Annotated in this window: 22 protein-coding genes and 1 tRNA gene; 16 read left to right on the top strand and 7 right to left on the bottom strand. The window is 54.2% G+C overall.

Going from position 1 to position 25,846, the window contains the following annotated elements:
- Window positions 1–86 precede the first annotated feature (86 nt).
- From QQL62_RS06490 to cobU, 3 genes are read right to left on the bottom strand one after another with little or no spacing between them, the layout of a single operon-like run.
- The gene (locus QQL62_RS06490; RefSeq protein ID WP_284377084.1) at window positions 87–959 is read right to left on the bottom strand and encodes a glutathione S-transferase; all 873 of its coding nucleotides are present in this window, start codon (window positions 957–959) and stop codon (window positions 87–89) included.
- 59 nt (window positions 960–1,018) lie between these two features.
- A complete protein-coding gene (locus QQL62_RS06485; protein WP_284377083.1) occupies window positions 1,019–1,600 on the bottom strand; it encodes a histidine phosphatase family protein in 582 nt (193 codons plus the stop codon).
- Entirely contained in the window at window positions 1,597–2,121 is a 525-nt protein-coding gene (gene cobU / locus QQL62_RS06480) for a bifunctional adenosylcobinamide kinase/adenosylcobinamide-phosphate guanylyltransferase (RefSeq protein ID WP_284377082.1), read from the bottom strand. The genes QQL62_RS06485 and cobU overlap by 4 nt, the downstream gene beginning before the upstream one ends.
- A gap of 116 nt (window positions 2,122–2,237) precedes the next feature.
- Between cobU and coaBC the strand changes: the two genes are divergently transcribed.
- The 4 genes from coaBC to QQL62_RS06460 all read left to right on the top strand — a co-directional run bounded on the left by coaBC (window position 2,238) and on the right by QQL62_RS06460 (window position 5,435).
- Complete coding sequence (coaBC, locus tag QQL62_RS06475) at window positions 2,238–3,452, top strand: bifunctional phosphopantothenoylcysteine decarboxylase/phosphopantothenate--cysteine ligase CoaBC (protein WP_284377201.1); 1,215 nt, start codon at window positions 2,238–2,240, stop codon at window positions 3,450–3,452.
- Window positions 3,445–3,903 carry a dUTP diphosphatase gene (dut, locus tag QQL62_RS06470; protein ID WP_284377081.1) on the top strand — a complete coding sequence of 153 codons (459 nt, stop codon included), beginning with the start codon at window positions 3,445–3,447 and terminating at the stop codon, window positions 3,901–3,903. Before coaBC ends, dut begins: the two co-directional genes overlap by 8 nt.
- The gene (locus QQL62_RS06465) at window positions 3,903–4,814 is read left to right on the top strand and encodes a HesA/MoeB/ThiF family protein (RefSeq protein WP_284377080.1); all 912 of its coding nucleotides are present in this window, start codon (window positions 3,903–3,905) and stop codon (window positions 4,812–4,814) included. The genes dut and QQL62_RS06465 overlap by 1 nt, the downstream gene beginning before the upstream one ends.
- Window positions 4,815–4,895: 81 nt before the next feature.
- Window positions 4,896–5,435, top strand: coding sequence for an SH3 domain-containing protein (locus QQL62_RS06460; protein WP_284377079.1), 540 nt, complete (start codon window positions 4,896–4,898; stop codon window positions 5,433–5,435).
- On the opposite strand, the gene QQL62_RS06455 is transcribed toward QQL62_RS06460, so the two are convergent.
- Window positions 5,432–7,456: a M3 family metallopeptidase gene (locus QQL62_RS06455; RefSeq protein WP_284377078.1), complete on the bottom strand. Its 2,025-nt coding sequence runs from the start codon at window positions 7,454–7,456 to the stop codon at window positions 5,432–5,434. The genes QQL62_RS06460 and QQL62_RS06455 overlap by 4 nt on opposite strands.
- 172 nt (window positions 7,457–7,628) lie before the next feature.
- Here QQL62_RS06455 and QQL62_RS06450 point away from each other — a divergent pair, with 172 nt between their 5' ends.
- The gene (locus tag QQL62_RS06450) at window positions 7,629–10,130 is read left to right on the top strand and encodes a GcvT family protein (RefSeq protein ID WP_284377200.1); all 2,502 of its coding nucleotides are present in this window, start codon (window positions 7,629–7,631) and stop codon (window positions 10,128–10,130) included.
- Window positions 10,131–10,170: 40 nt separating this feature from the next.
- On the opposite strand, the gene QQL62_RS06445 is transcribed toward QQL62_RS06450, so the two are convergent.
- Both QQL62_RS06445 and QQL62_RS06440 read right to left on the bottom strand, forming a co-directional pair.
- The gene (locus QQL62_RS06445; protein WP_284377077.1) at window positions 10,171–10,413 is read right to left on the bottom strand and encodes a hypothetical protein; all 243 of its coding nucleotides are present in this window, start codon (window positions 10,411–10,413) and stop codon (window positions 10,171–10,173) included.
- Window positions 10,414–10,479: 66 nt separating this feature from the next.
- Entirely contained in the window at window positions 10,480–11,118 is a 639-nt protein-coding gene (locus tag QQL62_RS06440; protein ID WP_284377076.1) for a 2OG-Fe(II) oxygenase, read from the bottom strand.
- Between the two features lie 164 nt (window positions 11,119–11,282).
- Here QQL62_RS06440 and QQL62_RS06435 point away from each other — a divergent pair, with 164 nt between their 5' ends.
- The 11 genes from QQL62_RS06435 to pgi all read left to right on the top strand — a co-directional run bounded on the left by QQL62_RS06435 (window position 11,283) and on the right by pgi (window position 25,577).
- Window positions 11,283–12,002, top strand: a complete 720-nt coding sequence (locus tag QQL62_RS06435; RefSeq protein WP_284377075.1) for a hypothetical protein — start codon at window positions 11,283–11,285, stop codon at window positions 12,000–12,002.
- A 27-nt stretch (window positions 12,003–12,029) separates the two neighbouring features.
- The gene (locus QQL62_RS06430) at window positions 12,030–13,082 is read left to right on the top strand and encodes a glycosyltransferase family 2 protein (RefSeq protein WP_348520658.1); all 1,053 of its coding nucleotides are present in this window, start codon (window positions 12,030–12,032) and stop codon (window positions 13,080–13,082) included.
- A 17-nt stretch (window positions 13,083–13,099) separates the two neighbouring features.
- The gene (locus tag QQL62_RS06425) at window positions 13,100–14,770 is read left to right on the top strand and encodes an ArnT family glycosyltransferase (RefSeq protein WP_284377074.1); all 1,671 of its coding nucleotides are present in this window, start codon (window positions 13,100–13,102) and stop codon (window positions 14,768–14,770) included.
- Between the two features lie 2 nt (window positions 14,771–14,772).
- Window positions 14,773–15,630: a lysylphosphatidylglycerol synthase domain-containing protein gene (locus tag QQL62_RS06420; RefSeq protein WP_284377073.1), complete on the top strand. Its 858-nt coding sequence runs from the start codon at window positions 14,773–14,775 to the stop codon at window positions 15,628–15,630.
- Window positions 15,627–16,556 (top strand): sulfotransferase family protein, encoded by a 930-nt coding sequence (locus tag QQL62_RS06415; RefSeq protein WP_284377072.1) that lies wholly within the window; start codon window positions 15,627–15,629, stop codon window positions 16,554–16,556. The genes QQL62_RS06420 and QQL62_RS06415 overlap by 4 nt, the downstream gene beginning before the upstream one ends.
- Window positions 16,549–17,658, top strand: coding sequence for a glycosyltransferase (locus tag QQL62_RS06410; protein WP_284377071.1), 1,110 nt, complete (start codon window positions 16,549–16,551; stop codon window positions 17,656–17,658). The genes QQL62_RS06415 and QQL62_RS06410 overlap by 8 nt, the downstream gene beginning before the upstream one ends.
- Window positions 17,659–17,773: 115 nt before the next feature.
- Complete coding sequence (locus tag QQL62_RS06405; RefSeq protein WP_284377070.1) at window positions 17,774–19,075, top strand: O-acetylhomoserine aminocarboxypropyltransferase; 1,302 nt, start codon at window positions 17,774–17,776, stop codon at window positions 19,073–19,075.
- On the top strand, window positions 19,072–19,872 hold the full coding sequence (locus QQL62_RS06400; protein ID WP_284377069.1) for an alpha/beta fold hydrolase: 801 nt from the start codon (window positions 19,072–19,074) through the stop codon (window positions 19,870–19,872). Before QQL62_RS06405 ends, QQL62_RS06400 begins: the two co-directional genes overlap by 4 nt.
- Window positions 19,872–22,199 (top strand): 3-hydroxyacyl-CoA dehydrogenase/enoyl-CoA hydratase family protein, encoded by a 2,328-nt coding sequence (locus QQL62_RS06395; RefSeq protein WP_284377068.1) that lies wholly within the window; start codon window positions 19,872–19,874, stop codon window positions 22,197–22,199. Before QQL62_RS06400 ends, QQL62_RS06395 begins: the two co-directional genes overlap by 1 nt.
- 1 nt (window position 22,200) lies before the next feature.
- Window positions 22,201–23,805: an AMP-binding protein gene (locus QQL62_RS06390; RefSeq protein WP_284377067.1), complete on the top strand. Its 1,605-nt coding sequence runs from the start codon at window positions 22,201–22,203 to the stop codon at window positions 23,803–23,805.
- A 140-nt stretch (window positions 23,806–23,945) separates the two neighbouring features.
- Window positions 23,946–25,577, top strand: coding sequence for a glucose-6-phosphate isomerase (gene pgi / locus QQL62_RS06385; RefSeq protein ID WP_284377066.1), 1,632 nt, complete (start codon window positions 23,946–23,948; stop codon window positions 25,575–25,577).
- A 154-nt stretch (window positions 25,578–25,731) separates the two neighbouring features.
- Here pgi and QQL62_RS06380 read toward each other — a convergent pair.
- Window positions 25,732–25,806: transfer RNA gene (locus QQL62_RS06380), tRNA-Glu, on the bottom strand.
- Window positions 25,807–25,846 lie beyond the last annotated feature (40 nt).

The following is a 25,846-nucleotide window of genomic DNA, read 5'->3' as shown; positions in this document are numbered from 1 at the left end:
GGAATTCAGAAAAACTAAATTACTTGGCTCCGCACATCTCTTCTCGGACGCTGAAAATGCCGCGGGTTACCCCGCGACATCTATCACTAGCCTTTATATATTGCCATGAATTGATCCCAAGCCGCGGGATCCGCTACTGTCTTATCGCGGCAAAACGCATTGCATGTGCCAAAAACGCGGCCCTCGATCTTGAAGAAATGTGTGACCGGATCGCCGGAATAGGGGCAGTGGGTGTTTTCGACATCTGAACCGTCGTCAACTGCCTGCGCGCTTAGGGGCGCTGGGCCTGTCCACTCGCCTTCGGGCAGGTCAATGTCATAGCCGGGTTGGACATAGTTTTCCGCCAGCCCCATTGCGCGCCAGCGGCGGAAATTTGGCTCGTTTAGATGTGCATCGATATAGGCTGAGCCGATCTCATCTGTTGGCAAATCATAGGTGGCAAAGCGGGTGGCGGCGGGGGCATAGAACACATCGGCAATCGAGTATTTTCCAAACAACCATGGACCGTCAGCCCCAAATTCGGAGCGCGCGCTGGCCCATAGATCGGTGATGCGGGCGCAATTGGCCAGCACCGCGTCACTGGGGGCAAAGCTCGGATAGTGACGGCGCAGGTTCATGGTGCAATCTGTGCGCAAGTCGGCGAAGCCTGAGTGCATCTCTGCAGACATGGCGCGTGCCATTGCTCGTGCGCGTGGATTGCTGGGCCACAGACCAGCATCTGGGTGGCGCTGCGCCAATTCTTCGGCAATGGCCAGCGTATCCCAGACCACCGTGCCATCAAGGCGCGCGGCGGGAACCAGACGAGAGGGCTGAAAATCCATCAGCAGAGTTTTGAATTCATCGGAATACATACGCGCCGCCCGGACATTCACGGGCAGATCGAATGCGGCAAACAGTAACCAGCCCCGAAGGGACCAACTGGAATAGGTTCTGTCGCCAATAGCAAGTTCATAAGTCATGAGCGTAGATTTGCGCGAAAACGGAATTTTTCGCAATCAGCAACTTGTGCGGATGCCCATCACAAAACGTGATTTACCCCATGAACACGCCAATCGTCTTGGCCCAGATGTTCTAGCCGTGTCACGGACAGGTTGTCGATTTTGAATCCCAGCGCTGATTTAGCCGGGATGTTGGTGGCGCGCTGTATCTGGGTCAGGATCGCCCCGAAATGGGCTACGGCCACGATATTGCGTCCCTGATGTGCGGCGGTAATACGGGCCACCGCGCGGGCAATACGCGCCGCCGCTTCATTCCAGCTCTCACCATTGGGGGGGGCGATATCGCCGGGATCTTCCCAATAAGCGCGCGAGATTTCGGGGTCTTGGGCCGCCACCTCGCCAAAGCCTTTCAATTCCCAATCTCCAAAGTGTAATTCGCGCAGATCAGATGTATGGGGCAGACGTTCACGCGTTCCAGATAGGCGGTCCGCGGTGGCGACACAGCGGATCAAATCCGACGACACCACAAGCGCATCATCAGGCAGATGCGCATCAAGACGCGCAATCGCATCGCTATCCGATAGATCGGCCGCAATATCAGACCATCCCACAAGGCCCGCGTGATGCGTTGGCCCATGGCGTACCCACCACCAATTGGTCATGGCATACCCTTAGGCAACGTGCCCTTTAGAACCATTGGCAGGCCAGCGGCTACAAAGATCACCAAATCTGCGCGCGCGGCCATCTGTTGGTTTATGCGCCCCTGCAGGGTGCGAAACCGCCGCGCCAGTGCATTATCGGGCACCACCCCAAGGCCCGTTTCGTTAGAGACACAGACTACGGGGGCGTGATGGGCATCAAGGGATGCGATGGCCGCATCAGCATCTGGCGTGGTCTGCGCCATTAGGTGATTGCTGATCCACATGGTCAGGCAATCTACCAAAGTAATGCCTGCGCCTAGCTGGGTGGCGAAATCCAGCGGGCATTCCCGTGTGTGCCATCCATCGCCGCGTGTGATTTGGTGGTGTTTGATTTTAGCGGCCATTTCATCATCAAAGGATTGCGCCGTCGCTATATAGGTTTTTTGCAAACCTGCCGCAATGCACAGGGCCTCGGCATAGGCTGATTTGCCTGAATTGGCACCGCCAAGCACCAGCGTAAGTTTTGGAAAGTCTGATGACATGGGGCATCCTTTGGTTTGGGCTATTCTTAGCGCTGTTCTGGCGTGATGCGAAGCCTTTTGTCTGCTTGCACAGTTGCCAGCTGGGGTTTAGATATATTCTAAACGAGGGATTTGTGATGAAACTGGCGGGCCGGCGTATTTTATTGATCATTGGCGGGGGGATTGCCGCCTATAAATCACTGGAACTGATCCGCGATTTCCAGCGTGCAGGCGCATCTGTAACGCCCGTGCTTACCAAATCTGCGCAGGAGTTTGTAACGCCGCTGTCCGCATCTGCGCTGGCGGGCAACAAGGTTTATACCGATCTGTTTAATCTGACGGACGAGGCCGAGATGGGGCATATCGAATTATCCCGATCGGCGGATTTGGTGGTAGTGGCGCCGGCGACGGGCGATTTGATGGCAAAGATGGCACAGGGCATTGCGGGGGATTTGGCCACCACATTGCTCTTGGCCACTGATACGCCGGTGTTGATTGCACCAGCGATGAACGTGCGCATGTGGGAGCACCCCGCAACCCAGCGAAATTTGGAAATTCTGCGCCAAGACGGTGTATATATTTGTGGCCCAGAAGAGGGCGATATGGCCTGTGGTGAATTCGGATTTGGGCGCATGTCAGAGCCCGTGGGCATTGTGGAAGCGGCGACGAATGTTTTGCAAAATGGGCCTTTGGCGGGGCGCCATATTTTGATTACCTCTGGCCCCACCCACGAACCCATTGATCCCGTGCGCTATATCGCGAACAGATCATCCGGATCACAGGGAACGGCGATTGCCAATGCCTTGGTAGCGCTGGGCGCGCAGGTTACCTTTGTGACCGGCCCCGCCCGCGCGGCCCTGCCAGAGGGATGCAGGGTTATCGCCGTGGAAACTGCTCGCGAAATGCGCCAAGCGGTGGAGGATACCCTGCCAGTTGATGCAGCAATATTTGCCGCAGCAGTGGCTGATTGGCATGTGCGTAACGCCGGAAACAGCAAGATCAAGAAAACCGCCAAGGGCGATATCCCCACCTTTGATCTGGTGGAAAACCCCGATATCTTGGCGCAGGTTTCACAGCGGGTTACGGGGCGCCCAGACTTGGTGATTGGGTTCGCCGCCGAAACCAATGATGTGATCGCAAATGCCACAAAAAAGCGCACCCGCAAGGGCTGTGATTGGATTCTTGCCAATGACGTATCCCCCGAAACAGGCATAATGGGTGGCGCCGAAAATGACGTAACGCTGATCACCTCTTCGGGTGTCACAGATTGGCCGCGCGCCAGTAAACAGGCGGTGGCTCAGCGGCTGGCAAGGGAAATTGCCAAGAGCCTAACAGGCGTGCACAATGATTAATGTAATGTATGACGCGGGCGCTGATCCTGCGATTGCTCTGCCTACCTACGAAAGCGCGGGCGCAGCGGGCATGGATGTGCGGGCCAATTTTGGGCCTGATCAGCGGGCAGAAGGTGTTGTGTTAGGTGTTGGTCAACGACTGTTGATTCCCTCGGGTCTACGACTGGAAATCCCGACCGGCTTTGAAATACAGGTACGACCACGCTCTGGATTGGCCTATAAGCATGGTGTTACAATCCTGAATGCACCAGGAACAATTGACAGTGATTATCGCGGCCCACTGGGGATTTTGTTGATCAATCATGGCGCTGATCCATTTCCCATCGGCCACGGTGATCGCATTGCACAGCTGGTGGTTGCCACCGTATCGCAGATGCCCGTAAATCAGGTAAATACCCTTTCTGATACGGCGCGCGGCTCTGGTGGATTTGGGTCTACGGGGCGCGAGTGATGCAGGGGTTTATGGATCACATGCAGGGGGTGGTGTCCTCCGAGGCGATGGTTCTGTGGGTTCTATTTTTGCTGGTCATTGCCTATGTGCGTTTTATTCGCCGCAAAACCCGTGCCATTCGGGAAAATCAACAAGTGATAACGGAGCCAAGCGATCACATGGGGGACACGGAAATTGACCGGTATTCGCGCCATATAATATTGCGCGAAATTGGGGGCCAAGGGCAGGCCCGCTTGCGCCGGGCTCGGGTTTTGGTGATCGGGGCTGGTGGGCTGGGCAGCCCTGTTCTATCCTATTTGGCCGCGGCGGGTGTGGGCACCATTGGTGTGGTTGATGATGATGTGGTTAGCAATTCAAACTTACAGCGCCAAGTTCTGTTTGATGAGGATCAGCTGAATATGCCCAAGGTTTTCGCCGCCCAAAAAAAACTGAGCGCATTAAATCCCTTTGTTGATGTCTTGCCTTATAATAGGCGCATCTCTGGCGAGAACGCCGCGCAAATGATTGCTGATTTCGATCTGGTTTTGGATGGGTGCGATAATTTTGAAACGCGTGCCTTGGTGAATGCCCAATGTGTGGCCGCAGGCGTGCCACTGATCTCGGGGGCGATTACGCAATGGGAAGGTCAGGTCAGCCTGTTTGAAGGAGATGGGGATAATCCCTGTTATGCATGTATTTTTCCCACAGCCCCCGCAGATGGCTTGGCGCCTAGCTGTGCCGAAGCGGGGGTTATGGGGGCCTTGCCCGGGATTATTGGATCGATCATGGCCACCGAGGCGATTAAACAGATTACAGGTGCGGGGAAACTGATGCGTGGCGAGATGCTGATATTTGATGCGCTTTACGCAGAAACACGCAAAGTGAAGCTACACCGCAACCCCGAATGCCCTGTATGTGGTGCGGGTAACTAGTACCGCGTTCTTGGGGCTGGATTTATCGCCCCATTTCTGGCAATTTGCCCCAAAGGGTCACAGAAACCCAAGGGCAAAATCATGTTGAAAACACTTACGATCGTAACCTTTATTTGGGCGCTAAGTTTGGGCGGCCCTGCAATCGCACAGGAAAATTCCACCGATAAACCTGCAGAAACGCCGATCAAACAGGCGCGTGGCCCTGTGACCAATCTGGCCATTCCGCGGTTCGTCTCTATGAAAGCATCGGAGGGGTTTGCGCGGCGCGGGCCGTCTAAATCCCATCGCATTGATTGGGTGTTTAAGCACAAGAACACGCCGCTGATGGTGACTGGCGAGTATCAGCACTGGCGCCGTGTACAGGATGTGGATGGCCAGGGTGGCTGGATGCATTTTCGCCTGCTGTCTGGGGTGCGCATGGTGTTGTTCCAAGCCGAGAAAACCAAATTGCGCCGCCGCGCTTATGAGGCGGCGGATATTTTGGCCGAGGTCGAGCAAGGGGTGATCGCCAAGCTGGACGCCTGTGATGTGGAATGGTGCAAAGTGAGTATTGGCCGCACCAAAGGCTGGGTACGCAAGGGTGCGATTTGGGGCGTGGGCAAGGACGAGCTGCGCAACTAAGCCAGCCCGCGCCCCGCCAACAGCGCGTCAACCTTGGGCAGAGAACCGCGGAAGTTTTTGTACAAAACATCTGCTGGTTGAGAGCCACCTGCGCTGTAGATGTTGCGCTCTAGAGATGCCGCCATATCCGGATCAAATGCGTCGCCGGTTTCTTGAAATGCGGCAAAGGCATCCGCATCCATCACCTCTGACCACATATAGCTGTAATAGCCGGATGAGTAACCATCACCGGAAAATACATGAGCGAAATGTGGTGTTGCATGACGCATGGTAATGGCAGCTGGCATGCCTATTCGATCCAGAACCTCGGCCTGTTTTTGCAGAGGATCTGCGGGGGGTGTTTCGGTATGAAATGCCAAATCCACCAAGGCACTGGCGCAATATTCTACCGTTGCAAAGCCTTGATCGAAATTCTCGGCCGCCAACAGACGCGACAATAATTCAGCGGGGATAGGTTGATCTGTTTCGGCGTGGCGGGCAAATTTCTCTAAAACCTCGGGAACAGACAGCCAGTGTTCGTATAACTGGCTGGGCAATTCTACGAAATCGCGCGCCACAGAGGTGCCCGAAATATAGCCATAGGTTACATCCGACAGCATGGAATGCAGGGCGTGCCCAAACTCATGAAACAGTGTCCGTGCATCATCAAATGTTAAAAGGCTGGGCTGACCAGAGGGGGCCTTGGCAAAATTACAAACATTAACCGTGATGGGGCGCTGTTCTCCACCCAACGCTGATTGCCCGCGAAAGCGCGAACACCATGCGCCGGATCGTTTGGAGGCGCGGGCGAAATAATCCCCGATAAAAACGGCCATGTGGCGGCCATTGCGGGTGACCTCCCATGCGCGGGCATCTTTGTGGTACAGGGGCATATCAAGTTCGCGGAATTCCAGCCCAAACAGGCGAGTTGCGCAATCAAACTGTGCGGCAATCATTTGATCCAGCTGAAAATAGGGTTTCAGCTCTGCCTCATCCAGATCATGTTCGGCACTGCGCCGTTTCTCGGCATAATAGCGCCAATCCCACGGGGCTAAATCCCCCTCAATGCCGTCCTGCGCCATCATCTCCGTCAGCACCGCCGCATCCGCATCCGCCGCGGCCTTGGCAGGGTGCCAAACGGCCATCAGCAGATCGCGCACACGATCAGGTGTGCCGGCCATTTCTGGCTGTAGTTTGAAATCTGCGAAAGTTTCAAAGCCCAGCAACTGGGCGCGCTCGTGGCGCAGGGCCAATGTTTCGCTGACATGGGCACGATTATCTGTATCGCCGCCGTTTTCCCCGCGCATTCCCCATGCGGTAAAGGCGCGTTGGCGTAAATCTCGCCGCGGAGAGAATTGCAAAAACGGCACGATCAAACTGCGTGATAGGGTGATTACATAGCCCTCGATTTGGCGCTCTTTTGCGGCCTCGGCAGCGGCATCACATAGAAAGTCTGGGCATCCATCCAGATCGGATTTTGCCAGCTGCATGAACCAATCCCGCTCGTCCGCCAGCAGGTTCTGGGTAAAGGCGGTGCCCAGTTCCGCAAGGCGTTGCATGATAGCTTTGAGCCGTGCACGATCCGCGCCGCGCAGTTTGGCACCCGCGCGCACAAAATCTTGGTAATACAATTCCAGCACGCGGGTTTGTTCGGCGCTAAGGTCCAGTGTGGCGCGGGCATTATACAGGGTTTCTATGCGGGCAAAGAGGGCCTCGTTCATGGTAATTTCGGAATTCAACGCGGCCCATTTGGGCGATAGATCCCGCTGCAGGTCTTCGAGTGTGGGGTTGGTATCTGCGCCAGAAATATTAGAAAAGACACCCGCCACGCGGTCCATTAATGAATTTGGGTCTTCTAGCGCGTCGATGGTATTTTCATAGGTCGGGGCATCGCTGTTTTGGGCGATTGCGGCAATATGTGCACGGGTTTCGGCAAAGGCTTGCTCGAATGCGGGGGCAAAATGCGCATCCTTAATCAGATCAAAGGGGGGCATTTCAAAGGGGGTATTCCAATCGGACAATAATGGATTAGCGGTGGTCATCGAAATCTCCTGTTTGTTGCCCCATTGTTAGGGCGCATTGTGCGGATGTGCCAGAGCCAAGCGGTAAACTTGTCGTTTTTTGAAAGAAAGGGTCGGCCCCCCTAGCGCGCATCAAGTGATTTCTGCAATTCTGGTGGGGACAGAATGCGGAGATTCGACAATGGCAACCCAGATTAAAACCCATGTAAAAGCTTTGGTTGTAGGGGGCGGTGCCGTTGGCGCGGGCATTGCCTATCATTTGGCGAAATATGGCTGGAAAGATGTGATGTTGGTCGAGCGCGACGAGCTGACGTCTGGCTCCACATGGCATGCGGCGGGGTTGTTGCCGTTGTTTAACATGGGTTATGCCACCACGCATTTGCATGATTATTCGGTAGAGTTTTACAAATCCCTTGAGGCAGAAACCGGATTGAACGCCGGCTTTTCTGTGGTGGGTAATTTGCGCATGGCCCAGACCAAGGACCGCATGGATGAATATATGCTCTATGGCTCTACGGCTGAAACCGTAGGCATTGAATATCACCGCCTATCGCCAGCCCAGATCAAGGAGCGCTGGCCATTGATCAATACCACCGATTTGGAAGGTGCGATTTATCATCCAGGAGATGGGTATATAAATCCTGCCGATGTTACCATGGCCATGGCCAAAGGTGCGCGCCAACGCGGCGTAATCATCGAGCGTAAATGGCAGGTGGATGGTTATGAATGGATGGGCCACGAGTGGAAGGTAACCCTGACCAAAATGGTCGAGCGGGGCGGCAATTTGGTAGCCTCGGATGAACAGGTAGAGGTGTTCGCCGAGCATGTGGTAACAGCCACTGGCAATCATGCACAACGTACCGCAAATCTGCTGGGCATAAAAATCCCAGCAATCCCTGTGGAACACCAGTTTATTGTCACGGACGTTGACCCAGCGTTGAAGCAGTGGCGCGCCGATGGCAACCCCGAGCACCCCGTTATTCGCGATGCCGATGCCCAATCCTATATGCGCGAGGAGCGAGGGGGATGGATCTTGGGTGTTTACGAGAAAAATGCCCCAGCACGGTTTGAATATGGTGTGCCCGATAGTTTCCGCGCTGATCTGTTCCCACTGGCGTTGGATCGCATCGAAGAACAGTATATGGCGATGATACACCGCATGCCCTCTAGTGAGCAAAGTGGGCTAAAAGATGATTTCAATGGCCCGATTTGTTACACACCCGACGGTAATCCGCTGGTTGGCCCAGCCCCTGGCCTACGCAATATGTGGCTGGCCGAGGGTTTCAGTTTTGGCATTACCGCTGCTGGTGGTGTGGGTAATTATTTGGCGCAAATGATGGTAGAGGGCGAGGCCGAGATCGATATGGCCAGCCTTGACCCCAAGCGCTATGGCTCTTGGATGACCACCGAATATGCGGCGCGCAAAAACGAGGAGTGCTACGATCATGTCTACATCTTGCATCACCCCGATGAAGAGCGCCCTGCCTGTGCTGGCCTGCGCACATCGCCCGCATATGATCGCCAAAAGGCGGCGGGCGCGCAATTTGGCCGTGTAAATGGCTGGGATCGGCCGAATTATTTCGGCCCCAAGGATGCGGATGAGAATTTTGATCATGATGGGCGCTCTTTTCGCCGTGGCACATGGTGGCCCTATGCGGTAGAAGAAGCGCGCGCGATCCGTAACGGGGTAGGGCTAGTTGATGCCACGGCCTTTACCAAACATGTTGTAAAGGGGCCGGGGGCGACACAGTTCTTAGATTGGTTCACCTGTAATAAATTGCCCAAGATTGGCCGTATCAACCTGACATATGCGCTGACAGATCATGGCACCACACGCACAGAATACACGATTGTGCGCAATGGCGAGAATGATTATTATTTGGTCTCGGCAGGTGCATGGACAGCCTATGATGCCGATTATCTGCGCAAGGCGGCAGCGGATAAGATGGAAGAGTTTGGGTATATAGAAATCCAAGATGTGACCACGCAGTGGGGCGTATTTGCTATTGCGGGCCCAAAATCCCGTGCGGTTCTAAATAAGGTGATCCGCGATGCGGACCCCGCAACAGCCCTCTCCAATAAACGTTTCCCATGGTTGTCTGCCAAACAGATAGAACTGGGCATGTGTCCCGTAAATGCGATCCGTGTGGCCTACACGGGCGAATTGGGCTGGGAATTGCATCACCCGATTGAAATGCAGAATTACCTATATGATTTGTTGATGGAGGCAGGGGCCGATCAAGGAATGAAACTGGTCGGCGCACGGGCGCAAAATTGGCTACGCCAAGAGAAATCCTATCGTGCTTTTGGTACGGAGTTAGGCCGCGATGCAACACCTGTCGAGGCCGATCTGCCGCGCTTTATCGACCTAAGCAAAGAGTTCCATGGCAAGGAGGCGATGGAAAAAACTGGCGTTCGGGCGAAATGCGTAACGGTGCTGATTGATGGGCCGGATGATGCGGATCCTTGGGGGCGCGAGGCGCTTTATGATGGGGATGTAAAGGTGGGGCGCTTGACCTCTGGCGGCTACTCCGTGGCCTTCGAAAAATCTATTGGTATGGGGTATGTAAGCCCTGAGTTATCCACCGTCGGACAGAAGCTATCTGTGAATATCTTGGGTGATCGTTACGCCTGTGAGATTGTAGAAGACAGCCCCTATGACCCGCAGAACAAAACCATCCGCATTGATGGCTAGGCTATACCAAAGGCGCCGCTAGGGCGCCTTTGGAGGTTTCTCATTCGCAGCCAATGCTGATGTACATGCAGCTCTCTTCTGGTTCTTGCTCGGGGTCATTCCCCGATCTGCTGGCCAGCGCGGCCACAGCGCCAATCATCAATACTGGAATAATCCAGTTGGCGGATGATCCGGCCTGGGTTGCTGGCTCGATGATTTCTTCCACTGCTGGATCTGTCAAGGTGCCTCCCACGGCCTGTGTAGCACTCATAACCAATGCCGCTGTTGGTGCGATGTATTTCATTGTCCCCTCCTTCTTCATTGTTAACTAATTATTTATAAATATCAGAAGAGACCTAGTACAACCAAGTTAAATATCGACCATTTCACCCGAATTCTCGGGATAAACACGCGGTTTATGGTACGCAAGTTGTCTCCAGCCGAAATGAATCGCCCATTTTTCACCGCTGTTGACGGAAAGAGCGCCATGAATCCCATGTGGGTGGTGGTCAATTGACCCGATCATTGTATTGGCAAAGATCAATAAGCGGCCCATTTTTGGCATGACCTGCATCTTTAGAGCCGGAAATGTAGTTTGCCCGCCATCGCAATCATTCAGGTAAATCATACTGGAAAACAGGCGCTGACCACCGCGGGTCATTTGCTCTATCCCGCCCTTATTTTTGTGAAATGCATCTGAATGGGGCACGAAGTCCTGTTCGCCTTGGTAGTGCAATAATTTGCAGGGTTCTGCGTTTTCAGGGGGCAGGCGCACAATATCGGCGATGTCGGTGGTGACCTTGGTCAGGATCGGGTCTTCCCATTGCACCATCTGGGTAGACAGGCTTTTGCAGCGTGAATCAATCATATTTGCTGCATCTGGTGTGGTCACGGTGGTGGGCGTCAGATCATCTTTGCCCAGATTAATGATGTGCTGCGCGATATCTTCTGTGATGAAATCGTCAATTATCGCGACCAGCGGGTTGATCGAATAGGTTTTTATGTCCAAAGTATTCCCCCATTTAGTATTCGATATTATTTATACTGACTTTAATGCCCCTCATATTTATTGCAATTTCTTTGATCCTATTTGGGGTGTTTTCCGCTTTTGACATCCGGTTTGATTCGGTTAGGTTGCGCTATACGCTATCAATAAATGTATTGGTTGATTTAATGCTTAAATCTATGTTGAAGAAGATTTCCCGCGCTCTGTCGACCTCGACCCTTCTGTTTATGATAACGGTTTATTTGACACAGGCGGGGTGGCACCGTGCCCTTACCCCCAGCTTCTTTGGTATGCAGGAAATCGCCCCGCGTATTTATACCGACAGCCCGGAACGCAGTGGTCAAATTACCGAGGCGATTAAAAAGGCCGAGTACAACTCGTTGCAATTTTTCACCGAAATTTCTGCGCGCCCGACCTATATCATCTGTCTGAAATCCAACTGTGAGGAAATCTTTGGTAGAATGCCGCTGGGGCTTACGCTGGGGTATCATCGTGTTTTGATTTCGCCCAAGGGCTTTACGCCATCGGTGCTAAATCACGAGCGTATTCATGTTGATTTGCATGCGCTGATGGGGTTTCAGGATCTGTACCGCCAGCGATTCCCAGCATGGTTTGACGAGGGGTTATCCGAATTCCTATCAGGGCGGCACTGTTCCTTTCAACGGCACAACGAGGCCGATTTAGCGCGGGTTTTGCGCGCCGATACCTTTCGTGATTGGAATGCAATGGTGGCGGATCGGGCCTATGGGCGCCATTATGGCGCGGCCTGCGAATTGGTTTCACGCATCGCGCAGGCTACGGGTATTGATGGATTGCGCCGCATTGTTCTAACCGTGCGTGACAAGGATGACTTTATGCGCCAGATGCCCAGCATTGTTAGACGCTAGCCGGTCTTACTGTTGACATAATGTGCGATTACCGCGACAGGTGAAGAACAGGTTTATTATAGAGGTGGCGTTATTAAACTGATTGTACAAATCCCCGCACTGAACGAGGAAGAAACCCTTGCCGAGGCCTTGGCTGATATTCCACGCGAAATCCCCGGGATTTCCAAGGTGGAAATATTGGTGATTGATGATGGTTCCACCGATCGCACGGTAGAGGTGGCCAAGAATGCGGGCGCTGATCATGTGCTGCGTATGAGCAGCCATGTTGGTTTGGCGCGGGCCTTTATGGCGGGGGTTGAAGAATGTATTCGCCAAGGTGCGGATGTTATTGTGAACACAGATGCAGACAACCAGTATTGCGGCGCTGATATCCCCAAACTGGTCACCCCAATTATAGAGCGCCGCGCCCAGATCGTGGTTGGCGCGCGGCCCATCGATACCATCGAAAGCTGGTCACCCCTAAAGAAAGCCCTGCAAAAGCTGGGCAGCTGGGTGGTGCGCCAAGCTAGCGGAACAGATATCCCCGATGCCCCCAGCGGCTTTCGCGCCTATTCACGCGATGCGGCGGCGCGCCTATGCGTGATCAACACCTACACCTATACCCTAGAGACCATTATTCAGGCCGGACGCAAGCAAATCCCAATGATTTCTGTGCCAATTGGGGTGAATGTCGTTACGCGCAAATCGCGGTTGTTTAAGGGCATTGGCGAATATGTCAGCCGTTCTGCCAAAACCATTGTGCGCATTTTCATCATCTACAAGCCATTGCGGTTTTTCCTAGGTCTAACGGCGCTGTTCGCTCTGCCTGGATTGTTTGGTGTTTTGCGGTTCTTGATTTTGTATATGACCGGATCTGGCGATGGGCATATTCAATCCTTGGTCTTATCTGGTGCTTTGTTGGCCATGGCCAGCATCATGGTCACCGCGGGGATCTTGGCTGATTTGATTTCTGCAAATCGCAGCCTGCTAGAGGATGTGCGCGCACGTCAATTGCTGCGCGAGGCACCCCAAAATGAAACAATGGCGAAACCCATTACAGCGCGCAAAAAAGCCGCGGCGACAAAAGCCGCCAAATCCTAACCCAGATGGCAGAACCTGTGGCGCAAACAGATCCAAACCCGCCTATGGTCTATATGACCAAGGGCGCGATGGGGCTGGTGGCGCTGTTTGCTGTTTTGATTTTGGGATTGTGCTTTTGGCATAATATCAATTGGGACGAGTTTCACTTTCTGTCTATCCCATTTGATATGGCGCGCGGACAGGTCGAAAAACCTCTGCAAACCTTTCATGCGCATCTGTTTTCTTGGCTCACTCATTTACCATTTTCTGAAATTGGCATGGTGATTGCGGGGCGTATTGTGGCCTTTGGGTGTTTGATGGGGACGCTCTACTTTATCTATCGCATCGCCAGTATTTTTGCCCCCAAACCCTATGCAATACTGGGGGGGCTAGCCTATGTGACCTCGGGGTTTGTGATCGGCCATGGGGCCAGCTTTCGCGCGGATCCCTTTGCGGCCTTTTTGCTGATGGGGGCGCTATATTTGCTGTTTTGTCACCCCTTGCGGGCGCGGCCTTTGTTGGTGGCGGGATTTGCGGCAGCGCTTTCGGTGATGATCACCATTAAATCCCTGTTGTTTATACCCGCCTTCGTAGGGGCCCTGATTTGGCGGGGCACCAGCCGTGATGCGGTTTTGCGTATTGTGCTGGCTGGTGTGGCCGCTGTTTTCATGCTGTTGGCGATGTTCCTGTGGCATAAATCACAGCTGAATATACCGAGTAACATAAGCGGTGCAGAGGCCACGCAAAAGGTTTTGAAGAACGCATCTGGGCGCACAATATTCGGGGCGGGATTTTTACCTGCAAAACCCTATTTGAAGGTCTGGTTGATCTATAGCATCGTGCCATTGCTAGCAGCGCTGGCGGCACTGCGTGCTGGCACGGGGGCTGGCCGTGAAAAATGGGTGCTGTTAACCCTCTGCCTGCCCTTGGGATCTGTTTTGTTTTACGGGAATGCCTATCCCTATTTCATGCCCTTTATCACACCCCCGATGATGGTGGCGGCCGCGGTGGGGCTACGGCGATTGGATGGCCGCAGATTTGCCCTTGGCGGGGTTACCGGTTTGATGGCGCTTGGCGGGATCACACAGGCGGTGCTCACCAGCCAAGAGACCCAATCCGCACAGCGCCAAACAATCGCGGCGGTGCATCAGCTGTTTACAGAGCCCGTGCCCTATATTGACCGCAACGGGATGATCACCTCGTTTCCCAAGGTTGGTGTCTTCATGTCCAGCTGGGGGATGGAAAATTACCGCAAGGCCGGACAGCCGATTTTTCAAAAAGCCCTAGAACAGGAAACACCGCTGTTTTTGATCGACAACACCCGCTATCTACAGGCCGCCCTAGAAGGAGATGCACGCATTGCCAATTGCTGTGGATTTTTCCCCAAAGATGCACAGACCCTACGCCAAAATTTTCTGCCTTTTTGGGGGGATATCTATGTACTGGGCAAGCGGCTACAGATGGCCAAGGGTCTGCATGAGGTCACAATCTATCACGCTGGGCCTTATATTTTAGACAGCCAAACGCCCGTTTTTATCGATGGTCAACGCATCGAGCAGGGGATGCAGGTCGCGTTATCTGCGGGCATACATCGGGTTGAAACCAGCCACCCGCATCAGATGCGCCTGCGATGGGCAGGCGTTGTGCCCGATGCTTTGCCTCCACCTCCTGAAACGGAGATTTATCATTTGTTCTGGGGGATCAGATAAGCATGAGCGCGCTAAAACAGCTAAAAGCCTTTGCTCAGCGCTATAAATACGCCTTCCTCGGCCTTGGGGGGGTATTGTTTTTTGCGGGCCTGTTCTGGGCGTTGCAGAACCTTGGTTTGGCATGGGGCGACTTGCGCCTGTGGCCGCAGGTGCCGGTGTTTATGGTGCTGGGGTTTTTGGCCAGTCTTGCAGGGGCCTTGGCCTTTCGAATTACGGCGCGGGCAGGGGGGGTAACGCTGGGCGCATCACGGGCGCTGGGCGTGGTGGCCAGCGCGAATTTGGCCGAGATATTGCCCTTGCCCGGTGGGGCATTGGTGCGCGCGGGCGCGTTGAAACATGGCGGTGCCAGCGCCGCTGATAGCGGTATATTGGTAGGCATTGGGGCGGTTCTAACGCTATGTATTGCGGTGTTTGTTGGCGGGCTGGGGCTGGTGGGCGGCGCCTTTCAAGGAGGCTGGATTGTTCTGGGTGGTAGTAGCTTTGGTATTGGAATTTGCGCTGCGCTACTGCGGGCCAGATTTGGTGCATCGGCGCTATGGCAGATGCTGGCGGTGCGGGTTTTGATCGTATCTATCAATCTGTTGCGTCTCTATTGCGCCTTTGCGATTTTGGGGCAGGTTCTGGGGTTCGCGCCACTAGCGACCCTATCGGTAGCCACCACCATTGGTTCGGCCGCCACGATCATTCCCGCGGGGCTTGGGCTAAGCGAGGCTATCGCCGCCACGTTGGCCAGTGCGATCGCGGTATCGGGGGGCGCGGCATTTTTGGCAACTGCGCTGAATCGGCTGTCGGGGTTATTTATGAGCGGGCTGATATTATTAGGGCTGGGGCTATTCAAAACAAAGGGTCAGAGATCATGAGCCAACAGGTTATCATTGCTGGCTGTACCCGATCGGGTACCACCGTTCTGGCGCAGGCGCTGGATCGCCACCGCGATATATTCATCGCCCCAGAAATGCAGTATTTTAATCAGGTCTATGGCCAGCGCCGCTTTTTGTCATTTGTCCCGAAATCACGTCAGGCCAAAATGGTGGCGCGGTTTTTGTCAGATCAGGAATACCCTGCGCGCGGGGTGTTTGCACAGGCCAAAGATCAGATCACCCAAAGCTACGCCTCTGCACCCTCGATCGGTGCTGCATATGGGCAGATACTAAATAGCCTGTCTGATCGGGCGGTCATCGGCGAGAAAACCCCATGGCACAGCCCCTTTGCCTTGGCAATTCTGCGTAAAAACCCAAACATCAAAATGATCGTGATTACCCGCCACCCGATGCCGACAATCCTGTCGGTGATGAACAAACCCGGATTTCGCCGTGTTGCAACACAGCGCCAATGCTTGGCGCGTTGGGTATTGATCAATCGCGCATTGCGCCGCGCGGTACAGGTACTGCCACAGCGGCGGGTGATGAAGATCCGCTATGAGGATCTGGTGCAAGCACCAGAGGCTGTACTCGGAGATATCTGTGCGTTCTTAGGTCTAGATTTTGACCCAGAGGTTTTGAACCCAAGATTTGATGAGGCCAAAGAAGTGGCGCAGGGCTTTGTGCCCGAACGCGCCGAGATCTGGCGCAAATCGGTGCCTGAACAGACCAGCCAAGAGGTCTGTGCATTGGCGGGATCGCTTTGTGATTGGGCAGGGTATTCGGATATCGCGCCCCGCGCAGGGCTTTGGCAAAGGATGCGCCTAGAGGCCGAGGTCTTGTTGCAAAATTGCGCGGTACTGACCATGCGTATGGGGCTTTATCCATTTGGGATATTAACGCGCAAAGGACCTAAACATGACTAAGACCCGCCAACGCATTGCCATGATCGCACCGCTGCCCCCCGTGCGCAGTGGTATTGCACGCCACAGCTTGGCCGTTGCGCGCGCGATGCAAAATAGCGAAGAGGTCCGGGTCTGGAGCTATGCCCGCCAATACCCCAAGGCCCTTTACCCCGGCGAGGCCGAGCGCGCGTGTGATCTAGACGCGCCACAAGATATCGATCAGCGCGAGATCATCGATGGGGTAAACCCGTTAACATGGCGCAAAGCGGCCCGCGAAATCTGTGCGTGGCGCCCAGATTTGGTGGTGTTCCCCACATGGACGTTTTTTCTGGCCCCTGCCTTGGCCAGTATTCTGGCACCCATACGACGCGCCGGTATTCAGACTTGTGGGATTGTTCACAATGCCTTTGATCACGAAGAGGTCTGGTGGAAATCAGCCCTTAGCAAACGAGCGCTGGCGCAGGCAGATTTTTTCATGACCCATGGCGGTGGTCTGGCGGATTTATTGGCCCAGCATTATCCCGGTAAACCGGCAGTGGTGTTTCCGCATCCAATTTTCGATGATTTCCCTGAACCCGATGCGCCGGTTGCCAAAACCCATGCCATAGATGTACTGTTTTTCGGGCTGGTGCGCCCCTATAAGGGCTTGCCGATTGCCCTACGTGCGTTGGCTCAATCGGGGCGCAAGGATATCTCTCTGACCATTGCGGGGGAATTTTGGGATGGTTTAGAGGAAACCAAATCATTGATCCAACAGCTGGGGTTAGCTTCTCAGGTCACACTTGATGCGGGTTATGTTTCGGACAAGGATGCGTCAAACTATTTCGCCCGTACAGATGCGGTGGTTCTACCCTATACCTCGGTTACGGGATCAGGCGTGGTGCCGCTGGCGTATCATTTTGCCAAACCCGTGATCGCCAGCGACCTGGCAGGTCTTCGCGATGTGGTGCACCCTGGTCAGACGGGGTGGTTATTTCCAATGGGTCAGGTGGATGCACTGGCGGAAATTCTTGCAGGCTTGGAAATGAACACACTGAAGGCGCGCGCAGAGGGGGCAAAAACCCTTGCTAAGGCGCTAACATGGGAAAAATTCGTGCAGGAAATGCTGAAAGCGCCGAAATAGAACGATCACCCAGTGATGCGGCAAAATGTTCAAATATAGCGCGCGGCGTTCTGGTTGACAAAGTGGGCAATCACGCAACACTTGTGCAATGCAGCCGAACTTTTGGGAGAGAGACATGACCGGTGATTTCAAATTTGATACCCTGAGCCTACATGCGGGCCACAGCCCCGACAGCCGCCATGGTTCGCGTGCGGTTCCAATTCACCAGACCACCTCTTATGTGTTCCAAGATAGCGAGCATGCCGCCGCGCTGTTTAACCTAGAGGTTGGCGGGCATATTTACAGCCGTATTTCCAACCCCACGGTTGCGGTACTAGAACAGCGGCTTTGCGCGCTAGAGGGGGGCATTGGTGCGGTGGCTACGTCCAGTGGCATGTCGGCCCTTTTTCTTACAGTGCTGGCACTGTGTTCCCAAGGGGATCATATCGTTTCCAGCAGTCAAATGTACGGCGCAAATATCAACCTGTTTCAGCACACCCTTAGCCGCTATGGCATCACCACAACCTTTGTGGCCCCAAATGATCCAGAGGCCATCGCAGAGGCCATTCAGCCGAACACAAAAATGGTGTTTGGCGAAGTGATAGGCAATCCAGGAATGGATGTGATGGATGTGCCCGCGGTTGGGAAGATTGCCGCGGATGCGGGTGTACCGTTGGTGATCGATGCCACGTTTAATACCCCGTGGCTGATGAAACCCCTAGAGCAGGGCGCGAATATTGTCATTCATTCCCTTACCAAATGGATTGGTGGTCACGGCGTGGCGCTAGGCGGTGTGGTGATTGATGGCGGTAATTTTGATTGGGGGCAAAACGATCGCTTCCCCACCCTGACCGAGCCGCATTTCGGTTTTCAGGGGGTTAATCTATACGAAGAATTCGGCCCCGCCGCCTTTATCACCCGCGTGCGTACCGAGGGAATGTATAACATCGGCCCCAGCCTGAGCCCAACCAATGCCTTCCATTTGATCCAAGGTATAGAAACACTGGGTCTGCGTATGGAGCGCCATATGACCAATACCCAAAAGATGCTGGAATTCCTCCAAGGTCACGAAGCCATTTCTTGGATCAAGCATCCCTCTTTGCCAGACCATCCGGATCACGAGGTTGCAAAACGGCTGATGCCTAAGGGGGCTGGCTCGATCATTGGTTGTGGCATTAAGGGGGGGCGCGATGCGGGGCGTGCCTTTATCGAGAGCGTATCCGTTGCATCGCATCTGGCCAATGTTGGCGATGCCAAAACGTTGGTGATCCACCCAGGCAGCACCACCCACAGCCATATCACCCCCGAGGCCATGCAAGCGGCAGGCCTAAGCGATGATATGATCCGTATTTCGGTGGGGCTAGAAGATTTTGATGATCTTAAGGCCGATTTTACCCAAGCCCTGAAAAAGGCCAGCAAGGTTGGAGAAAGCACATGAAGACCACGCTGAATACCGCAGAGGTTTTTGCATCAACAGGCGGGCGCGAGTTTAACGCAAGCGGCGATGTTATCATGTTTGTCCACGGCTCTGGCCAGAGCCACTTGGGCTATATGTTACAGGGGCGCTATTTCGCCAACCGAGGGTGGGATGTTCTGGTGCCGGATATGCCCGCGCATGGGTTGTCTGGCGGTGCGCCGTTGACCTCGATCGAGGATATGGCCGATTGGCACGTCGCCTTGATGGATCAGCTGGGTGTGAAGTCTGCCCATGTGGTTGGGCACTCTCAGGGCGGGTTGATTGCATTGGAAATGGCGCGGCGCAGTGGCGATCGGGTGCGGGGGTTGTCCTTGGTGGGCTGTGCTCTGGCGATCCCTGTAAATGATATGTTGTTGGGATTGGCGCGGGATAAAGAGCCTGCGGCGATAAACGCTATGGTGGATTGGGGGCATGGGCCAGTGGGGCATGCGCATGATCACACCATGCCCGGTCAGAGCCACCTGTATTATGGCAGACAGTTAATGGAGGCCAACGAAACGGGTGCTCTATTTGCGGATCTATCGGCCTGTGCTGCATATTCCACAGGCGCTGATGCCGCCGCGGCGCTATCCTGCCCTGCGCAGGCTATTTTGGGGCAGAGAGATAAAATGACACCGCTAAAATTTGGCCTGCAGATGGCCAAAGCCATTGGGGATGAAACCCCCACAGTCATTCCAAATGCGGGGCATATGTTGCCAAATGAACATCCCGTAGAAGTTAACCGCGCGTTGCGCACATTTTTCGAGGCGCAAAAGTAATGCAGAGTTTTTCTAAAATAGCCGTGATTGGTGCAGGCACCATGGGCAGTGGCATTGCCGCACAAATCGCTAATGCCGGCCAAGAGGTGCTCTTGCTGGATCTAGCAGGCAAAGACAGCCCAAATGCCGTGACCGAGGGCGCGAAGCAGCGGCTGTTAAAATCTGATCCGCCCGCCTTGGTGCATAAATCGCGTATTGACTTAATTACTGCCGGTAATATCGAGGACGATTTTCACCGCCTTGGCGACTGTGACTGGATCGTCGAAGCCGTGGTAGAGCGTTTAGAAGTAAAGCGCGATCTGTATCGCCGCCTGAACGATGTGATTAGGGATGATTGCGTGGTGACATCCAATACCTCGACCATTCCGATCTCGCTATTGGTGGCAGAGATGCCAAAGGAATTTCGTGCGCGTTTTGCTATCACCCATTATTTCAATCCCGTACGCTATATGCGCCTGCTGGAATTGGTGCGTGGTGCGGATACGGATGCGGCGGTCATGGATCGGCTAGCGGATTTCAATGATCGGGTGATGGGCAAGGGCGTTGTGCAATGTAATGACACCCCCGGATTTCTGGGGAACCGCGTTGGGGTTTTTGCGTTACAGGTGGGCATGGACGAGGCCGCAAATCTTGGCCTGCGACCAGAGGTGGCAGATGCGCTGATGGGGCGGCCAATGGGCATCCCGAAAACCGGTGTGTTTGGTCTGTATGACCTGATCGGTGTGGATCTGATGGCCGATGTTGTGAACACATTGGGGGATATCCTGCCCAGCGGTGATGCGTTTCACGGGGTTGGCGTGGATCAAAACCCCGTAATGGGGCTGATCAAGGATATGGTGGCCGATGGTTATAGCGGAAACAAAGGCAAGGGCGGTTTTTACCGCGATGGCGGGCTGAATTCGGTAGATTTGGCCACCGGTACCCCGCGCCCCTGTCTAACTGATTTGCCACCCAAGGCACAGGCGGCGGCTGATGCGCAATTGATCGGCAAGGATACCCTGCCAATGATGATCAGCGGCGCGGCCGATGCCGATACACAGTTCTGTCGCCGGTTCCTCGCACGGGTTCTTGGGTATGCGGCCTCTTTAATCCCTGATGTAACCCACAGCCCCCAAGATATCGATGACGCGATGAAACTGGGCTTTAACTGGGTGCGCGGCCCCTTCGAGATGATCGATGCGCTGGGAGCCGAGGTTGTGGCGGAATTGATCCGTGAGGCGGGCATTGAGGTGCCTGACGCGATTGCCTCTTCGGTGAAAAATGGGCCGTTTTATACACCCAAGGGCGACCAGCTCGCGGTGCTCTTGCCCCGCGATGGGGTTTATGCCCCGGTAACCTTGCCTGCGGGCACCACGCGGTTTCATATTACCAAGCAATGTCTGACGCCGATCTTCACCAACGAGGCCGCCAGTCTTTACATCTATGGGGATGATCTGCGCCTGATCGAATTTCATTCGAAGGCCAATGCCCTGACGGGTGCCTCGATGCAGGTAGTGGCCGAGGCGGCGCGCAATCATGGGCGCGGCATAATCGTACACAATGACGCCCAGCATTTCTCGGCGGGTGTTGATCTGAACCAATTCCGCATATTTATCGAGGCCCAAGACTGGACCGCGATGGATGGATTCTTGAATGATTTCCAGCAGGCGGTACGCGCGCTTAAGTATGCGCCGGTTCCTGTGATCTGTGCGCCATCTGGTTTGACGATCGGTGGCGGATGCGAGGTTATGTTGCACTGTGATCAAGTGTTGGCGCATACCAATACTGTTTTTGGGTTGGTAGAGGCCGGCGTCGGCGTGGTGCCCGGTGGGGGCGGTGTCAAAGAGACGCTACGCCGCTGGCACCTTGCGACTGGCGATTGGGAACAAGCCGCATGGAACACATGGATGCAAATTGGCTATGCCAAGATCGCCAACAGCCCCGAACAAGCCGCACGCCTGCAATATTATTTGCCTAAACGTGATGGCGAGATGAGCAACCGAGACAAGCTATTGGATCAAGCGGTGCTCTTGATCGAACAGCTACAGGCTGATTACACCGTACCAGAGGAGCCTAAATTCATATTGCCAAGTGCGGGGTTGTTGCAAAAAATGTCGGATTTCATGGACAAAGGCATCCAAGATGGGCTGTTTTTCCCACATGATAAAACGACCGCCATGCAGGTGGCAGAAATCGTGGTTAACAGTGGCGGCGATGATGTGCTAGAGGTCTCGGAGCAAGAAATGTTTGACCGCGAGCGCAAGGCATTCTTAAACTTGGCGCAAACACCGCAAACACATGCTCGCATCGCCAGCCTGTTGGATAATGGATCCGCCATAAGGAACTAAAATGACGCAGGACAAATACCAATTTACCCCCACGGCTGCCAACCACGTTGCCCTAAGCCCTGTGTCATTCATTAAGCGCACGGCGCTGATGTATCCCGATCACGACGCGCTGATCTATGGCACAAGGCGCTACAGCTGGGGCGAGGTTTACACCCGCTGTCGTCGCTTGGCTTCGGCGCTTGGTAAACATGGAATCGGGCGGGGGGATACAGTAGCGATCTTGGCCGCCAATACCCCTGAAATGATCGAAGCGCATTTTGCTGTGCCCATGTCTGGTGCGGTGCTAAACACGATTAACACGCGCCTAGATAGCGAAACCATCCGCTATATTCTGGAGCATGGCGAAGCCAAGGTATTTATCGTGGACGGTGCATTGGCGCCAAATGCGCGTGATGCGTTGGCCGCCCTTGATCATGATATTTTGGTGATTGATATCCTTGATGAGCAGGGCGATCAGCCCCCCAGCGCGCTGGGCGATACGGACTACGAGGCTTTCGTACAGGCGGGCGACCCAAATGCCGATTGGCAGATGCCAAACAGCGAGCTGGACGCGATATCGCTGAACTATACGTCCGGCACATCAGGGCGCCCCAAGGGCGTGGTGTCGACCCACCGTGGGGCCTATTTAACGGCGACAGGGGTGATTTCTGATTGGGGTCTGCCGCGGCATCCGAAATACCTATATACGGTGCCGCTGTTTCATTGCAACGGCTGGTGCCATGCATGGGCCATGGCGGCCTTGGCTGGTACCATGATCTGTACGCGCGCCATTACGCCGGCGGGGATTTTCGCCGCCATTGATCAGTATAAAATCAGCCATTTTGGTGGTGCCCCAATTATCTTGGGGATGTTACTAAATGCGCCTGAAAAGGTGAAGTTTGACCACAAAATAGAGGTAATGACCGCAGGTGCGCCGCCCCCTGCGGCGGTTTTGCAGGGCATCGAGGATTTGGGGTTCAATGTGACCCAAGTCTACGGGTTAACTGAGACCTTTGGCCATACAGTCATGTCTTCGTGGAATTCGAATTGGGATGCATTAGAGCCTAATCAAAAATCCAGCCTAAAAGCGCGGCAAGGCGCGGCAATGGTACATGCGGATGGCGTCCGGGTGCTGGATGATTTGGGCGAGGATGTGCCGGCCGATGGGGTCAGCATGGGCCAGATATTCCTGCGGGGAAATTCGATCATGGCAGGGTATTTGAAAAACCCGGATGCCACGGCGGATGCCTTCGCCAACGGCTGGTTTGCCTCTGGCGATTTGGCGGTGATGCACGAGAATGGGTATATCGAGGTCAAAGATCGCCTGAAGGATATTATCATCTCTGGCGGCGAGAATATTTCCTCTGTCGAGATTGAGGGTGTGTTGCATCGCCATGCGGCGGTTGCATTTGCGGCAGTGGTCGCAAAGCCGGATGAAAAATGGGGCGAAGTCCCTTGTGCATTTATAGAGCTGAAGGAAAATAAATCAGCGGATGCCGAAGAAATAATCACCTTCTGTCGCAGACATTTGGCCGGATTCAAACGCCCGAAACATATTGTTTTCGGCGAATTGCCAAAGACGGCCACCGGAAAAATACAAAAGTATGAGCTGCGCAAGCGGGTATAAGGCATTTACTTTCTGGTGGAACCCGTTATCCCCGTTAGCGCTAACAGTGATCTGTCAATTTTGTTGAATTTATGGTTAACCTTTCGATCACTTCGTGAATATAGTTTGGTTATGCTGACTGGTATCCAAAGGGGAATGTGGTGACACAACAATCAAAAATCTGGAATGACCTGAAATCTGATTGGGCGCGACTGTCTGATCAACATCTGCGCGATCTATTTGATACCGGCACGCGTGATGTAGGGTATACTGCCGCGCTTGATGATCTAACACTGGATTTTTCGTGTGAACGTATCGATACGCTCGCCTTGGAAAACCTCATTGCTTTAGCGCGCGCCTCTGGGCTAGAGGACGCGATTGCCGCTATGTTCAATGGTGACCATTTGAATACCACCGAGGACCGTGCCGTGATGCATGTCGGGTTGCGGGCCATCGCTGAAGATGCGCTGATGGTTGACGGCGGTGCAGTGGCCGATTTGGTGGATCCTGAAAAAGCGCGCTTTCTGGAATTTGCCGATGCGGTGCGCAGCGGGCAGGTATCCAATGCGGCGGGGAAAAAATTTACTGATGTGATCAATATCGGCATCGGCGGGTCGGATTTGGGGCCGGTAATGGCAGTGCGGGCATTGTCGGAATTTCGCGGTGATGGCCCGAATGTGCATTTTGTATCCAACGTAGATGGTGCGCATCTATCCGATGTAATCACAGGGCTTAACCCAGACACCACGTTAATTTTGGTTGCCTCAAAAACCTTTACCACCATCGAAACCATTACCAACGCGCGGGCCGCAAAACGCTGGTTGCAAACCAACTTATCGGCCAAAGATGCGGATCAAAATCTGGCGGCATTGTCCACCAATTTAAAGGCTACCGCCGATTTTGGCATCCCTGCGGCGCGGGTGTTTGGATTTTGGGATTGGGTGGGGGGGCGCTATTCTATGTGCTCATCCATCGGCCTGTCGATTGCACTATCAGTTGGGGCGGACAACTTTAATGAAATGTTGCGCGGATTTCGGGCGATGGATGTACATTTTAAAACTGCACCATTGGCTCAGAATTTGCCGGTTCTGCTGGGGCTAATCGGTATCTGGCGGCGCAATATTATGGCGTGTGCTACGGTGGCATTATTGCCCTATGACCAACGGCTGGAATTCTTCCCAGCCTATGTTCAGCAAATGGATATGGAAAGCAACGGCAAGCGCGTGACCAAGGGCGGCCAAGATGTACCCCATGGCACGGCACCAGTGATCTGGGGGACACCGGGCACCAATTCACAGCACTCATATTTTCAGATGCTACACCAAGGCACGGATATCATCCCTGTGGATTTCATCCTGTCAGCACAATCCAATTCAGACCTAACAGACCAGCATGCCCTGCTAACGGCAAATTGTCTGGCGCAATCACAGGCCTTAGCCTTTGGCAAAACCAGCGCGGAGGTACGCGCAGAATTACTGGCCAAGGGGATGGAACCAGCACAGGTAGAGGATCTGGTGGCGCATCGCACCTTTCCGGGCAACCGCCCCAGCACCACGATTTTGCAACGCGCCGCAACGCCCTATGCCTTAGGACGCTTGATTGCGCTTTATGAGCACAAGGTCTTCACCCAAGGCGTGATTTGGGGGGTGAACTCTTTCGATCAGTGGGGTGTGGAGCTGGGTAAGGTACTGGCCCTAGAGGTTCAACCATTGCTGGAAGATGGGGCCGATTTATCGGGCCTGCGCGCTTCAACGCGCGGTGCGATTGAGCGGATTAACAGCCTAAAGGCATAGCCGAAAAACAAGTTATATATTTAAGCAGCGCGGGGTATAACCTGCGCTGTTTCTGTGTGTGAAACAGGATACACACAGGGCAAACACCGCCGCCATCCCCAAGGGGCACGAATATTTGGGGCACGTATATTTTGATGCTTGAGATAACACCAACTGGTACTCCCTAGGGGAATTGAACCCCTCTTTCCAGGTTGAAAACCTGGCGTCCTAACCGATAGACGAAGGGAGCACTTAGTTGGTGAAGCGGTATTTAGGCGAACTCTTAAGGG

The organism is Amylibacter marinus (assembly GCF_030160015.1).
In the GTDB taxonomy this organism is placed as follows: Bacteria; Pseudomonadota; Alphaproteobacteria; order Rhodobacterales; family Rhodobacteraceae; genus Amylibacter; species Amylibacter marinus.
This window is presented reverse-complemented; position numbering and strand designations above follow the sequence as displayed.

Bases quoted from the DNA above. Each gene is read 5' to 3' on its own strand.
- QQL62_RS06490 (WP_284377084.1), bottom strand. From the start codon at position 959: ATGACTTATGAACTTGCTATTGGCGACAGAACCTATTCCAGTTGGTCC.
- QQL62_RS06485 (WP_284377083.1), bottom strand. From the start codon at position 1,600: ATGACCAATTGGTGGTGGGTACGCCATGGGCCAACGCATCACGCGGGC.
- cobU (WP_284377082.1), bottom strand. From the start codon at position 2,121: ATGTCATCAGACTTTCCAAAACTTACGCTGGTGCTTGGCGGTGCCAAT.
- coaBC (WP_284377201.1), top strand. From the start codon at position 2,238: ATGAAACTGGCGGGCCGGCGTATTTTATTGATCATTGGCGGGGGGATT.
- dut (WP_284377081.1), top strand. From the start codon at position 3,445: ATGATTAATGTAATGTATGACGCGGGCGCTGATCCTGCGATTGCTCTG.
- QQL62_RS06465 (WP_284377080.1), top strand. From the start codon at position 3,903: ATGCAGGGGTTTATGGATCACATGCAGGGGGTGGTGTCCTCCGAGGCG.
- QQL62_RS06460 (WP_284377079.1), top strand. From the start codon at position 4,896: ATGTTGAAAACACTTACGATCGTAACCTTTATTTGGGCGCTAAGTTTG.
- QQL62_RS06455 (WP_284377078.1), bottom strand. From the start codon at position 7,456: ATGACCACCGCTAATCCATTATTGTCCGATTGGAATACCCCCTTTGAA.
- QQL62_RS06445 (WP_284377077.1), bottom strand. From the start codon at position 10,413: ATGAAATACATCGCACCAACAGCGGCATTGGTTATGAGTGCTACACAG.
- QQL62_RS06435 (WP_284377075.1), top strand. From the start codon at position 11,283: ATGCTTAAATCTATGTTGAAGAAGATTTCCCGCGCTCTGTCGACCTCG.
- QQL62_RS06420 (WP_284377073.1), top strand. From the start codon at position 14,773: ATGAGCGCGCTAAAACAGCTAAAAGCCTTTGCTCAGCGCTATAAATAC.
- QQL62_RS06415 (WP_284377072.1), top strand. From the start codon at position 15,627: ATGAGCCAACAGGTTATCATTGCTGGCTGTACCCGATCGGGTACCACC.
- QQL62_RS06410 (WP_284377071.1), top strand. From the start codon at position 16,549: ATGACTAAGACCCGCCAACGCATTGCCATGATCGCACCGCTGCCCCCC.
- QQL62_RS06405 (WP_284377070.1), top strand. From the start codon at position 17,774: ATGACCGGTGATTTCAAATTTGATACCCTGAGCCTACATGCGGGCCAC.
- QQL62_RS06400 (WP_284377069.1), top strand. From the start codon at position 19,072: ATGAAGACCACGCTGAATACCGCAGAGGTTTTTGCATCAACAGGCGGG.
- QQL62_RS06395 (WP_284377068.1), top strand. From the start codon at position 19,872: ATGCAGAGTTTTTCTAAAATAGCCGTGATTGGTGCAGGCACCATGGGC.
- QQL62_RS06390 (WP_284377067.1), top strand. From the start codon at position 22,201: ATGACGCAGGACAAATACCAATTTACCCCCACGGCTGCCAACCACGTT.